The sequence below is a fragment of the Variovorax sp. GW821-FHT10D07 genome, from assembly GCF_059415325.1.
This window is the reverse complement of the sequence record NZ_JBWKMZ010000001.1, coordinates 123,171-137,861: the sequence shown is the minus strand read 5'-3', so window position 1 is coordinate 137,861 and position 14,691 is coordinate 123,171. Positions and strand designations below refer to the sequence as shown.

Here is a 14,691-nt window from a genome sequence, read left to right as displayed (position 1 = left end):
GATTGCATACGATCTTTGCCGCATGCATCCTTCATGCCAAGGGCCACCGGCCGCGAGAATTCCTGAATTCCCCAATGAAATCGACCGATCCTCCCGCATCCACCGAGCCATACACTGCACAACAATGAAGCCTCTAGCGCACATGAACGCACCATTCGCATGCAGAATTAAAAACAAATTGCATGCGATTTCTTAAATAACCGACGCCCAACCTCCATGGAAATCGACTTCCAGACCCTTGACCCCTACGCCCGCTACAAGCTGATGGCGAGCCTCATCGTGCCGCGGCCGATCGCGCTGATCACCACGCTCGAGCCCGAAGGCACGGTCAATGCCGCGCCCTTCAGCATGTTCAACATGGTGGGTGAAGACCCGCCGCTGGTGTTCGTGAGCATCAACCGCCTGCACGACGGCCGCATCAAGGACACGGCCGCCAACATCCTGCGCACCGGCGAGTTTGTCGTGCACCTGACCGACGAGGCGATGGCCGAGCAGATGCATGCCTGTGGCGATTCACTGCCGCGCGGCAGCAGCGAACTCGCGCATGCCGGATTGCATGCGATCCCGTCGAACAGCGTCGCGCCGCCGCGCATCGCCGAGGCGCCCGTGGCCTTCGAATGCGTGCTGCACGAGACGATGGAAACCGAGAGCCGCTACGTGTTCTTCGGCCGCGTGAAATGGCTCGCGGTGCGCGACGGGCTCGTGGACGCGGAACGCTGGCGCGTGCAGCTGCAGGACTACCGGCCCGTGGGGCGCTTCGGCGCGAGCTTCTACGTGGGCACACAGCAGCGCTTCGCGCTCGGCGCCGCGGCTTCGGCAGCCGGCGCCATCGACCAGCTCTAGCGTCTCATCTCAGCACCGGCGCGCCAAGTGCCGGCGCGGGCCGCTGACGCCCACGCACACCGTCTGGCCCGACACCTCGGCGCAGTGGTCGAGCGCCTGGCGCAGGGTCGTGTCCACGCTGCGCAGCGACATCTGCAGCCAATCGGCCACTTCCTCGCGCGTGCGCTCCTCGATGCGCAGCGCCACCAGCACGGCGCGATGCCGGCCCGGCAGGCGCTGCAGCGCGCGGTCCATCGCGCGCATCTCGGAACGCTTCTCCACGATGACATCGGGCCCCGGCGCGGGATCGGCCATCGCCTCCGGTGCCACCGCCTCCTCGCCCGCCGGCTGCCAGAACCGGTTGCGGCGCAGCCCGTCGATGGCCACGTTGCAGGCGACGCGGTAGACATAGGCTTGCGGACTGCGCGTGGGCACCGGGGCCGTGAACTCGCCCAGGCGCAGCCAGGCGTCGTGCAGGCAGTCGCTCGCCAAGTCGGGGCAGCCGAGCTTGCGCACCAGGCGGCGCTTCAGGCTCTCGTAGTGCATGACCAGCACCTCGCGCAGCGCGAGGCCGTCGTCGATGCCGCCGGGGTGCGACGCGTCCGCGTCAGCGGGCCCGGCGACGTCCAGATACTGCATAACGCTCAGGTCCATGGCCGTTCGATCTCCGCATTCAGGGGTTGCAAACTCCGCCGCTGCCGCGCGCAGGAGGCCGCCCTCCGCCCCGCGGCAAGCGGGAGCGGAGGACGCAGGCAGGCGTGGAAGAAGGCCTAGCGGCCTTGCCGCAACAGACGCCGCTCTTCGTTGCTCAGCATCGACAGCACCGCGGCATCGAAGCCGCCGCCATGGCCGAGCACCTGGACCGGAATCCGCGCGTCGGGCCCCGTCGGGGCCGAGGAAGAGAGCGAGCCGGTCTGCGGCGTCGGCTTCTTCTCCTCGCCCGGGCTCGCGCCCGCCGGCTCGTTGCCGAAGCCCAGCACGCGCACCGTGAACACCGAGGGCAGCGCCTGGCGCGCGGTGGCGCGTTCGCGCTGCACCGTGTCCTGCGCGGCCATCGCGGCTTGAGAAGCCGCCGCGCTCGCATTGGTGAGCGCGCCCACGTTGACCGAGGCCACCACCGGCAGGCCCTTCGACTCGCCCTTGACCTGGATGTTGGCGGCGTTCACCACCTGCAAGGCCGCAAGGTTCACGTTGCCCGAGACGCGGATGCCCGCCTCGCCCGCGTCGATGGTGCCCAGGGGCGCGATCAGGTCGACGTCGCCCGGCGGCACTTCCGGGATCGGATCGAGCGTCGCGATGCCCGCGCCCGTGCTCGGCACGTTCGGCGACAGCTTCACGTTGCCCAGCGGGTCGTACTCGCGCTTGGGCGGCGTGTAGACCAGCGTGGTCTTCGAGCCGCGCCCGGCGTTGATGTCGCCCTCTTCCGACCACGCGAGGATGCCGCCGCCGAAGGTGGTCATGATGCGCGACAGGCCCAGCAGGATGCTGCCCTGACTGAAGATCCCGATGTCGCCCGCGCCCTGGGTGACGATGCCCGCGGTCGAGGGCGGCACCTGGCCCTGCACGCCCACCACCACCTGCCCGCCGGGCGCCAGCAGCTCGATGCTGCCGCCGAACAGCGTGCGCACGCCCGAGCCGCCGAACAGGGTGATGTCGCCGTCGCGCTCGATGGCGTTGCCCTCGGCATCGAGCTTCGGGAACAGCGCGGCGATCGCATCGCGCCCGCGCAGGTAGGAGCCGTAGCGCTTGCTGGCCTCGTCGTTGTATTCGCGTCCGCCCGCGCGCAGCTCCGCGAAGTACACCGTGCGCAGGAAGATGTGCTGCTGCTCGGGTGCCAGCGTGCCGAAGTAGGCCAGCGCCTCGGCGGGGCTGCCGCCGAAGCCGTGGGTCTTCTTCAGCCACTCGGCCAGTTCCTGCTCGTAGGTCTTGACCACCTTGCCCGAGCCCGCGAGCGCGGTGCCTTCGGGCAGCAGGTTGGCGGGATCCAGGTACTTCATCAGGCCCGCGTAGGCCGGGCCGCCGGCACCGGTGCCGGCCTGCAGCACGACGTCCGCGCCCGCGCGGTTGTCGCCCGGCACCACCTGGCCGATGCTCACGATCGTGCCCTTGTCGCCCTGGTAGATGTTGCGCCCGGCCGCGACCTCGAGCGTGCCGGGACCGGCGATGCGGGCATTGGCATAGAAGATGTCGCGCCCGGCCTCGATCGACGAGACGTCGGTGTCGTTGGCATTCATGATCACGCTCGGCGCGCCCAGCGGGTCGTTGGCATTCCCGAGACCGAAGCCCACGATGTCGCGCCCCGCGCGCACCTGCGCGGCCTTGGCCGCGAGGTAGGTGGCGGGCCGGGGCGCGCCGAAGGTGCTGGCCGGCTGGCTGGCGCCCAGCGTCGCGCCGACGATGTCGCCGTCGACGGCATACAGCCGGATCGGCTCGGTGTCGCCGCCATGCAGCACGCCGGCCGGCGTGTCCGCGGGCTGGAAGGCGAAGTACCCCAGCGTGGGCGAGTAGGTCGTCGGTCCGCCGACGAAGGGCGGCGGCGCGATGCGCACCAGCGTGTTGGTGCCGTAGCCGTTGATCCCGTCGATGGTCAGCGTGACGATGTTGGACGTGAAGTTCGGTGCGACCAGCAGCCAGGCGGGCTTGAACGGATTGGGCAGCGCGTCGACGCCGGCCCGGGCGCCCGACATGCCGACCAGCGCCGTGGCCTCGCCCGCGCCGCTGGCATAGATCGAATCCGCCGCCAGCAGCTCGAGCTGGCCGCCGGCCGATGGCGTCAACTCGTAGGTGGTGGGCGCATTGCTCTGCTGCGATCCGTAGTAGATGCTGCCGCTGCCGGCCACGGCCCTGAACTGCGCGGGCATCAGGGCGATGCCGTAGACGCCGCCATAGCCTTGTTCGTTGACACTGGTGCCCTGGCCCCAGAACGGCGCCAGGTTGCCGCCGGCGGCGAACAGAGAGACGGCCGTGCGCGGCGTCCACAGCGAGAACCAGCTGCGACCCACGCCGACCTTGGTCGGGTCCGAGGCCAGCGCGCCCAGCACGGTGTAGTTGAACTGGTAGTTCCCGACGGTGCCCGGATCGAGCATGGTGGCATCGCCGTAGCCACCCAGCACCAGGTCGCCGCGGGTGCGGAAGCTCGCCGTGCCGTCGCCGGGCACGATGGCCGGACCGCCGGCACTGCCCGCGAGGCTGGCGGTGTAGAGGTCCACGCCGCGCGGATCCTGTGAGCCCTTGACGCCGTAGGCGAGCTGGAGGCTGCCGATCGACCCCGCGTCGATGGCGATGTCGCCGCGCAGGTCGGCGAAGGTGCCGTTCATCTCGTCGGCGAGGGCCCGGCGGTCCGCGGCCGGCGCCGGATTGAGCGCTCCGCCGATCTTCAGCCGCAGGTCGCCGCCGCCGGTCTGCACCAGCGTGCCTCCGGTCACGACGCCGTCGCGGGTCGTCACCGAGGTCACGCGGCCGGTGGCGCCGACCGCCACCGTGAGGCCGCCCGCGGGCCGGGTGCCGACATCGAGGGCGTTCGGGTCGTAGGCCTCGAGCACGCCGGCATGGCCGTCCACGCGCAGCGTGACGTTGCCGCCGCCCAGCGCGCCGAAACCGTCGAAGCCCGAGACGCCGATCAGCGCGTCGCTGCGGCCCGTGGCGGGGTTGTAGCGCGTGCCGGTCTGCACGTAGGTGCCGAAGTTGATCGACCAGGCCGGCTGCTGTCCCATGCCGTCGCCGCCCTGCGTCCACAGCCAGCTGGCGATGGAGGTGGTCTTGTCGTCCCTCAACGGTCCCCAGTCGGTCAGGTTGCCCTGCGCGGCGATGTAGAGGTCGCCGCCGTGGTCGGGGAACCAGGTGCTGCGATCGTTCAGCGCTGCGTCGTAGGCGGCCACGCCGGTGAGCTTGGCGCGCGGCAGTTCGAAGGCCGCGTTGCCCTCGGGCAGCTCGCTCTGGGTGCCGGCGGTGTAGACGCCGAAGGGCGTGGCCTGGCTGAAGTCGCCGCCGGCCAGGATGTCGAGGTCGCCGGTGCCGGTGCGGATCACGCTGAAGATCGGCTTCTGCGTCAGGCCGCTGAGGCGCGAGTCGTCCAGCGTGATGTTGCCGGCGCCGCGCAGCGCACTGGCCGGTCGCAACGCGCGCGTGTCGGCGGCGGCGAGGTCGGCGCCGCCGACCAGGCGGATCGAGGCCGACGGGCTGCCGGCCGCGAGCATCGGTGCCAGCGCCCACAGCGGCCGCGAGCGCATCGACAGCACGTCCGCCGTGGTCGACACCACCGTGCCCGTGGGCAGCACGGTGCCGGCCGGCAGGTCCATCGACGCGGTCAGGGTGTAGCCGCCGACGAGCACCAGGGGATTGCCCGCCTGCCAGGTGGTGGCGGCGATGTCGAAGTCGAAGGGCAGCGAGGCGCCGGTGCCCAGCGTCGTGCCGCTCGGCAGCACGGTGCCGGCGGGAATGGTCATGCCCGCGGTCCAGGTGCGGGTCGGCGTGGCGATGGTGCCGGTCGCGGTCAGCGCCGCCGACAGCGTGTAGCCCGCGGCCAGCGTCACCGCCTGCGGCAGCGACTTGCCCGCCGCCACCTGGGGCGGCGGTGCCAGCACCACGTCGGCATAGCCGGCCGTGGCCGAACGGAACACCGTGCCGGGGTAGATGACCGCGCCGTCGCCCAGGCCGTAGGCGATGTAGCTGCCCGGGCCGAAGCTGGTGCCGTTCCAGTTCCAGTCGTCCACGCGTCCCGAGACCACCTGGACCGGCTCCAGCATCTCGCCCCAGGAGTTCGCGCCGCCGAAGTAGTAGACGTTCGCGCCCACGTTCGGGTCGTAGGCGGGATGCAGCACGATCTGGCGCGGCGTGGCCTCGCCCGCGCGCAGCACCTCGCCGTCGTGCAGCTCGATGTTGAAGGGCAGGGTCACGCCCACGCCGAGCGTGGTGCCGACGGCCAGCGTCGCGTTCTCCGGCAGCACGTAGTCGGCGTTCAGCTTGGCGCCCGCGAGCAGGAGCACCGTGAAGTCGTCGGGCGAGCCCTTGGGCTTGCCGAAGCCGTCGGTGATGCTGCCCTTGATGTCGAGGTCGCCCGCGGCGCGCACCGTCAGTGCCATCGGCTCGCCGTGGCCGTAGCGGTAGTCCGCGAGGTCGATGTCGCTGGCGATCGTCAGCTTGCCGCCCGAGGCCTCGCTGCTGACGATCTCCACGCCCGGGCGCAGGTGGTAGGCATCGCCATAGGCCTTCAGGCCCGCCAGGCGGCCCTGCAGCGCGCCGTTGGCGAGCGCGTTGGCGTAGAAGACCTGGCTCTTCGCGTCGATCTGGTTCAGGCCGACGGCGCCGGCCGGCACGTTGTCGGCGCCGGTGTCGCGCACGATGGTGCCCGCGGCATCGGTGGGCGCGTAGGTCCAGAAGCCGTTCACCGCGATGCTGGCCGCGCCGCGCACGTTCACCTGGCCCGAGCCATCGACCAGGATGTCGCCGCCCGTCTCGGTGGCGCGCCGCGCATTGAGCACCACGCGCCCGAAGTTCACGCCCGGCGCCGACACGTCCAGCGTGGTGCCGTCGTCCAGCCGCAGCCAGCCCTGGGCCGATGTCAGCTCGATCGCGCCACGGTTCAGGGCCTCGATGGGCTGGCCGTAGCTGTCCACCTGCAGCACCGTGCCATGCGCATCGAGCACCGCGCCGCCCGCGAGGCGCAGGTCGTTGCGCGCGGCCAGCCGGATGCTGCCGGGGCGCTCGCCGGAGGCGTCGATGCGGCCCTTCACCGTGAGGCTGCCGCCATCGACCGAGACCGTGACGTCGCGCGCCTTGAGCTCGTCGCCGATCTCCAGGTTGCCCTGCTTGAACGCGAAGCCGCGGCTGCCGAGGAAGCCGGCGTCGGTGAGCCGGGTGTTCAGGGCCGCGAAGTCGCTCGTGAGCGTGGCGGCGCTGTCGCCGATGCGCTGCGCGCGCAGGTCGATGCCGCCGCCCGCATGGCCCTGCGCGCCGCTGCCGCGCAACGTGCCGTTCAGCCGAACGGCGCCGGCATCGGGCCTGGCATCGGCGCCGTCGTTCAGCGCCGAGACGCGCAGCGTGCCCGCGTCCTCGTGCGCGGCCGACACGTCGATCGTCGAGCCCTGCGCCTGCAGCACGTTGCCGTGCCGGCTCTCGATGACGATGTCGCCGCCCCAGGTGTTGCGCACCTGGTCGAAGAAGGCGAGGCTGCGGCCCGACACGTCGAGCCGCGAGCCCGCGGCCAGCGTGATGTCGCCCTCGGCCGTCAACGTCAGCTTGCCGGTGGGCAGCACGATCGCCGAGGCGATGTCGATGCGACCCGCGTGCAGGTCGATCTGGCCGCCGACCTTGTCGGTGCTGGCGGTGGCGCCGTCGGGCGCGGTCACGGAGAGCGCGCCGCCCGCGTACAGCCCGAGCACCGCGCCGGACTCGGCCGTGAACAGCGGCGTGTTCAGCCGCACCGTGGCGCCGGTGCCGGCATAGGTGGCGGGATCGAAGGCGGTGCTCGGATCGGCGCCGTTCTGGTAGATCGAGACCGTGCCGTTGGCATTGCCGACGATGCGCTCGCTGGCGTTCAGCGCCACGTCCGAGAAGCCCAGCATCAGCCGGTCGAAGCGCTCCGAGCTGTCGGGCTGCGCCGGCGTCGGATAGCCGAACACGATGCTGTTCGCATTGACCTCGAAGCGGCCGCTGCCCGGGCCGCCCGCCATCACGGCACCGGGCGCGGCGCTGCCGTACAGCGGCCGGCTGGCGTTGTCGTTGATGACCTTCGTGAAGGTGTCGTTCCACACCAGCGTGTCGGTGCTCAGACGCACCGTGTCGCCGGCCGCGCCATAGCCGTAGATCGCCGGGCTGTTGAACACCAGCTGCTTCAGGTGCGACTTGCCGGTGGCCGGGTCGATGGTGTCGAGGTCGACCGTGCCGAAGAAGTTGATCGACTTGCCCGCGCTCAGCACCAGGTTCTCGATCGCGGGCACGCCCGCGGCGCGATTGCCGGCGAACAGCGTGTCGAGGATGCCCTGGTCCAGGCTCATGCCCGCCGGCAATTGCGCCACCGCCGCCAGCGCGGCCGCGGTGCCGATGTTGAACGAGGGCACGGCGAGCGACAGGTTGCGCGTGCCGATCTTCGGCGTGCCGACCAGCGACACGCCGAGGTCGGAATAGAAGCCCACCGTGCCTTCGGAGTACAGCGCCACGCCGTCCTTCAGCTCGATGTTGCTGCCGTACAGGCCCGAGGGCGCATCGAGCGTGAAGGTGCCGTTGGACACCAGCAGGATGGCCGTGCTGCCGAAGGGCGAGGCCTTGGGGCCGAACAGCAGGCCGCTGCGCGAATCGAGCCAGCTCGTGCCCTGGCCGAGCGTGCTGATGCTGGCGCCCTCCTCGAGCGTGATCTTGCTGGCGGCGCCGAGCACCACCTGTCCGCCGGTCAGCGTCACGCCGCGCTCGAGCACCAGGTTCTTCGCCATCAGGCCTTCGTTGCCGATCACGCCCTGCAGGGCGATGTTCGGCGTGGTGACGTTCGGCATGCCGCCGATGTAGAGATTGGGCGCCTGCAGCTTGCCGATCTCCGACGCGGCCACGGCGATCGTGGTGGCGTCGTTGCGCGTGGCGCTGCCGTCGGCGGTGATGACGAGGTTGGTGGCGGCGGGATCGGTGTAGACGCCGCCGAGCAGCGAGAAGGCGCCCGGATAGCCGCCCCTGGCGGCCGAGAAGTCGGCGCGGCCGTTGAACACCAGCGCGCTGGCATTGGCGTTGTCGGGCGCGACGCGGGCATTGAAGATCAGCTGCTTGCCGTCCATCTCCAGTTGCGGACGCAGGGTGCCGAAGGTGTTCGCGCGCGCGAACTGGAACTGGTCGTAGCCCTGCTCGTTGTAGCTCGAGTAGGTGCGCAGCGTGGCGCCCGGCGTGACCGTGACCATGGTGCCGAGCGAATCACGGATGGCGGTGTTGGCGATGCCCTGCACGCCGGTCAGCGCGTAGGAGCCGTTGCGCAGCGGCAGCGCGCCCGCGAACTCCTGCACCGCACCGCCGAGCTCGACGCGGAAGGCACCGGGCAGCAGCGCGTAGTTGGCCGGCATCAGCGTGTAGGTGCCGGCGGCCAGGCCGGGCACGCCGTCGGGAAGGGTGATCTGCTGGCCGATGCCGGGCGCAGCGCCGGTCCAGGCCGCGTTGTAGCCGCCGGGCACCGGCGCCGTCTTCGCGCCGGGCACGATGGCGTAGACCTTGCCGCCCGCCTTGAGCGGACTGAGCAGCGTGTCGACCGAGCCGCCGCGGCCGGTGACGAAGGCCGCGCCCAGCAGCTGTCCGCCGCCCGACAGGTCCAGCAGCGAGCCGGCATCGCCGACCAGCGAGGCCGCGTTGATCCGGAGGCCGACCTGGCCGTTGATGCCGAGCTCGTCCTTGGTGAAGACCCCGCCGAACTGGCCCGAGCCCAGGACCGCCTTGAGGACGTCCACGCCGTTGACGGTGTAGTTGACGCCGTCCACCGTGCCGCCGAAGGGCATCGCGAGGCCGCTGGTGCCGACCGAGGTGACGCTGCCGTCGAGCAGCTCGACCTCGCGCGTGGCGTTCAGCGTGAGCGAACCGAAGGGCGCGCGCACGACGCCGCCCTGGCGGATGAGGTCGGCGTTCAGCGTGAGGCTGCCCAGCACCGAATAGGGCTGCGCGGGCACCTCGCCCGTCGAGCGGATCGACAGCACGGACGAGGTCGTGGCATCGGGCGCCTTGCCCGCGCCGGCGCGCGCCACGGCCACCGCGCCGCTGACCGGATAGACCTGCGCGGCGGCCAGCTCGAGATCGCCCCAGGCGCGCAGTTCGGTCGTGCGCCCCGACGAATCGTTGAGCTGCGCCTCGGGCGCCGAGGCGGTGCCGGCGAGGAAGCGCAGGTCGCCGCTGCTTTGCAGCAGCGTGCGGTCGAACTCCATGCGTACCGCGTTGCGCAGGTCGATCAGGTCGGACTCGGCCGTGAAGCTGCCGCCGGTCTCGTGGTCGGGCAGCTTGGCGCCGCCCACCAATGGCACCTGCGAGGACGGCGAACGCCCCACCATCTGGATGCCGCCGTCGAACAGCAGGTAGGGCGCGGCGAGCCGCACGTTGGCGCCGGCCGTGGTCTGGTAGATCAGGCCCTGCTGCAGCGCGAGGCTGCGGCCCAGGCGCAGGTCGACATCGCCGTCGAAGAAGAGGCCGGAGCGCGCCCACAGCGACAGGCTGTCGAAGCCGCCGCGCGCGACCTGCGCGGCGCTCACGCGCGCCGTGCCGACGACGAAGCCGTCGTCGAGCGCGCCGGGCGCCAGGTCGGCCGCGAGGCTGCCGGGCCGGTCGTCCTGCGCCACCATGATCACGCGGCCCGGCCGGGTCAGCGGATCGATGCCGAAGGGGCCGCCGTAGACCGGCGACTCGAGCACCAGCGACAGGCTGCCGCCGCTGGCGCCCGCGCCGCCGGCCGCGGCGCGCAGCTCGCCGTCGAGGAAGAAGCTCTGGTAGGAACTGATCGTGATCGATCCGCCGTCGCTGGCCACGGTCCGCGGCGCGCGCGCGGGACCGGCGGCACCGACGCTGCCGGCCGCGACGTCGAGCACTGCGCTCGCGCCCGAGGCATCGATGCGCGCGCCCGGGCGCACGACCACGTAGGAACTGCTGGACATGACGCCGCTCGCGAGCGGGTTCTTGCCGCCCAGGCTGCCGAGCACGATGGCACCGCCGTCGAGCACGGTGCCGTAGGGCCGGCCCTGCGCGTCGAGCGCGGTGTAGGCGCGGCCCGCGACATCGAGCACCGCGTGTTCGCCGATCCACACCGACATCGCGTCGGCGGGATCGTTGTCCTCGTAGTTCCATTCGTTGGGATGGGCGATGCGCCAGGCCGCGGCCACGTCGTCCAGGTTGCGCGTGTTGACGATGGAGATCGCGCCGCCCGGCGCTACGAAGCTGCCGTCGACGGTGATCTGGCCCTTGCTGGTGAGGTCGATGCGCCGGCCCGGATCGACGCTGACCACCGCCCCCTCGCCGATCACGATGCCGCCGCTGACCAGCGGATTCGCCACCGCGCCCGCGACCGGATTGGGAATGCCGCCGGTCAGCGACAGGTCGGCGCCGGCGCGCTGCTTGAGCGTGCCCTTGAGCGCGTTCTCGGTGAACAGCGGCGGGAGGTAGAGCTGCGCGGCCTCGGCCAGCGCATCGCCGGCCAGCGACTGCTGCGGCGCGCCGCTGCCGAGGCTGGCGCCGGTGAGGCGGTAGATCGGCATCGCCACGTCGACCTTGGTGCCCGGCTTCACGACCGCCCCGGCCGCGCCGCTCAGGTTGTAGGCCGAGAAGCCCTGCTGGAAGAAGGCCTGGGCATCGGTGACCTCGAACACCGGCATGACCGACGCCGCCACCGGCAGCACGGCACCGCGCTGCAAGGCGGTGCCGGCGATGACGTTGAGGTCCATCGCCAGCACGGTGCCGGCGGCATAGGTGGTGGTGCGTCGGTAGATCGGCAGCGGTGCCGTGAAGGCATCGGCCGGCATGACGTAGCCGGCCGGGAAGGAATTCTGGATCGTCACCACGAGGTAGCCGGCCGGGACGAGGCTGCCGGCCGCATAGGCCGCCTGCACGCCCGTCACCGGATCCCTTGCGAACACGCCGTCGATCGGCGTGGTCCAGCCGTTGGGGCCAACGGTGACCGGCTTGTTGAAGGGGATGTTCACGATGGCGTCGGGCGGCACCACCGCGCCCAGCCGGATGAAGTCGCCCGAGGACACCTTCAGCTCGAAGGGCAGCGTGGTGCCGGCCGGCAGCACGAAGTCCGCGCCGACCGTGAGATCGAAGGGCGCCGCCTCGCCGGGCGCCAGCAGGCCGCGGGTCGCCAGCAGCGTGCCGCCGATGGAGATCGCCGCCGGCGTGACGATGCTGAGCTTGCCGCCGCGGGTGAAGCCGTAGGAGGCGATGGTGCCGCCGCCATCGATCACCAGGCCGCCCGCGCTCAGGCTGACGTCGCCGCCCGCGCCGCCGAGCACGCTGCCGTTCGACAGCAACGCCGCACCGGCCGAGGCGTCGATGCGCGAACCCGACTCGAGCTGCAGCGCGCCATTGGTGACCAGCGTCACCGTGCCGCCGTTGCGGAAGGCCGCGCCCCAGGCGCTCGCGGGGTTGAGCGCCGCGTTGGTCCACAGGCCGCGCGTGTCGATCACGACACCGCGCTGGACCGTCAGGCCGTGGAGGTCGCCGAACAGGCCGGTGCCGCCCACCAGGCTCACGGAGCCGCCGCGCGCGCTCAGGCTGCCGTCGAGCGTGACGTTGCCCGAGGTGGTGAAGTCCATCGCGCCGCCCGGCGCCAGCGCGAGGTCGCCGCCGATCGTCAGGTCGCCGAAGGCCACCGTCTTCAGGCCGCCGAGCCCCGCGTCGTTGAGGCGGTCGCGGTTCATCCACACGAGGTTGCCCGTCTTGGCGATCGCGCTCGGCAGCTGCTCGTCCGAGGGGCGCTCGTTGTCGATGCGCACGTCGGAGATGCTCTGCAGGCGCGGACTCGACCCGTCGGTCTTGAGCGTCGGGTCGTAACTCTGGATCACCAGCCGCGCCGGCAGCGCCGCCTGCGTCTGGCTCAGCTTGTAGGCATCGCTCACCGTCAGCGGTCGCGCGTCGGTCTGGCGCGGCCCGTTGTAGACCCGCGCCTCGATGTCGCCGTCGAGCAGCGCGTTGGCCGAGGCGATGACCAGCGAGCCCGCGTCGCGGCCCACGGTGTAGCCGTTCTCCATCTGCCGCTGCGGCGCGATCAGCGGGTTGTAGAAGGAGTCGGTCACGCCCCAGCGCGCGTGCTTGTCCTCGTAGCCGACATACACGCCGCTGTAGACCAGGTCCGCCGGCGCGTTGTTCGCCGTGTAGAGGCGCCCGTCGCTGCCCTTGAGCCAGGTGTTGTGGATGGAGCCGGTCTGCACGTCGAGCGTGCCGCCCGACAGGTTGATGCTCGAGCCCGCCGCGGTGACGGTGCTGTCGCCGGCCAGGTTGACGATGCCGCCCTGCGCCGTCCACTCGCCGATGCCGTGGCCCTGGTTGCCCAGGTAGCCGCTGACCTCGAGCAGCCCGCCGGCCGTGTACCAGCGGTCGCTGTCGTACACGCCCGCGGCCGCGGGCACGCGCACGAGGCGCCGGCGGTCGACCCACAGGTCGCGGTTGAACAGCTTGCCCGCGTCGCGGTTCAGCGGTGCGTCGCGCAGCTCGTTGCCCTGCACGTTGACCTTGACGTCGTTGCTCTCCATCGCCACCCGCACGCCCACGCTGCCCGACACGTCGAGCTGCGCGCCCGAGCGCACGCGGATCGCGCCGAAGGTGGCCGGCGTGGTGGTGGCGACATCCTCCCGCGTGCCGGCCGCCGCGTTGCCGGCCGACACGGCGAGCTGGCCGCCGGTGGCCAGGGTCAGCGAGCCGCCCTCGAAGTCGACCGCACTGCCGCCGACGATCTCGATGCGCGACAGGTCGCGCCGGTCGGTCAGCGTGGACAGGTTGTCGAAGTTCCTGCCGGAGGTGGCGGCCGCCAGGGCGCGCAGCTGGTCGAGTGCCGCCGAGTCCTTGATCAGCGCATCGCGCTGGGAGTCGAGCGCGGTGGTCTTGCCGTCGTCCTCGGTCACGATGGCCGTGACCGCGCCTTCGCCCATGCGCACGGTGCCCTTGGCGTCGTTGGCCGAGGTCAGCAGGTGGACCGTGCCGCGCGTGTTGACCGTGGTGGTGGCCACGGCCACGCCGTTCTGCCGCAGGTCGCGGCCCGTGAGCGTGATGTCGCCCTCGCGCGCCAGCAGCAGGCCGCTGTTGACGACCTTGCCCGCGGTGCTGTCGGCGACGAACTGCGGCGCGACCTCGCTGCCGCGCGTGGTGGAGAAGGTGTTGCCGTCGGTGCCCACGCCCTTGCGGATCAGGAAGCTGTCGCCCGCGGCCAGCAGTGCCTGGCCCTTGCGCGTGGCGATCTCGCCGGCGTTGGAGACCTCGGTGCCCAGCAGCATCACGTAGCCGCCGCCGTCGGTGACCGAGCGCGGCTCGGTGGTCGTGATCTTCGCGCCGGCCTGCACCTCGACCTTGCCGAGCGCGTCGGTGAAGGTGGGGGTCGCCACGCTGGCGCCGTACAGGCCGCCGCTCGTGAACTGGTTGTCGGTGATCCTGGCCGCCGCCGCCACCAGGTTGCGCACGTCGACCTGGCTCGAGCCCGAGAACACGATGCCGTTGCGGTTGGCGATCATCACCGTGCCGTCGGCCTTGATCTGCCCCTGGATCTGCGAGGGCCGCGCCTGCGGATCGTTGACCTTGTTCAGCACGCTCCAGGCCGACTGCTGCTGGAACTCCACCGTCGTCTGCTTGCCGACGTTGAAAGTCTCCCAGTTCAGGATCGCGCGGTCGGCGGTCTGCCGGATCGCGACGTTGGTGCGGCCGTTCGACACGGTCTGCACCGGCGCGTTGGCGTTGAGCCAGCCGGCGGTCAGCGAATCGGTGTCGACCTTGAGGCCGCCGTCGGCCAGTCCGTCGGGAACGGACGTCGGATCGTTCGCGGCGGCCTGCCGTGCCGCGGCCTGCGCGCCCTGCTGCGCCGCGATGGCCTGCGCCGCCAGGTTGAGGTTGCCGATGGAACGCTGCAGTTGCGCATTGGCCTGCTGCTGTTGCGCCTGCGTGCTCGTCAGGCTCGACGCCGGCATGCCGTTGGGCAGCCGGCCCGTGGCGATAGCGGTGTTCTGCGCCATGTTCTTCTGCGCCATCCAGCCCGCGCTGAACGCGCGCTGCGCATGCGCCGTGCCGAGCAGGCCGCCGGCCGCCAGCGCCATCGCGATGGCCCGCGCGATCGGCGCCCTCCGCAGATCGTGCCTCGCCCGTGGATGATGCTTCGCCTGTGTCGCCTGCCTGGCCGCGCCGTTGCGTCCGCCTGTGCTCATGTGATGTTCCCGCCCGCTG

The 14,691-nt window shown here is 71.5% G+C and carries 3 protein-coding genes; 1 reads left to right on the top strand and 2 read right to left on the bottom strand.

Annotation, left to right across the window (positions count from 1 at the left end):
* The first annotated feature begins 216 nt into the window (after window positions 1–216).
* The gene (locus AC07PU_RS00570; protein ID WP_495314326.1) at window positions 217–843 is read left to right on the top strand and encodes a flavin reductase family protein; all 627 of its coding nucleotides are present in this window, start codon (window positions 217–219) and stop codon (window positions 841–843) included.
* A gap of 9 nt (window positions 844–852) precedes the next feature.
* Here the strand turns inward: AC07PU_RS00570 and AC07PU_RS00565 are convergent, their stop codons facing one another.
* On the bottom strand, window positions 853–1,476 hold the full coding sequence (locus AC07PU_RS00565; RefSeq protein WP_495314324.1) for an RNA polymerase sigma factor: 624 nt from the start codon (window positions 1,474–1,476) through the stop codon (window positions 853–855).
* 116 nt (window positions 1,477–1,592) lie between these two features.
* A complete protein-coding gene (locus AC07PU_RS00560) occupies window positions 1,593–14,564 on the bottom strand; it encodes a filamentous hemagglutinin family protein (protein WP_495314322.1) in 12,972 nt (4,323 codons plus the stop codon).
* Between the last annotated feature and the right edge of the window lie 127 nt (window positions 14,565–14,691).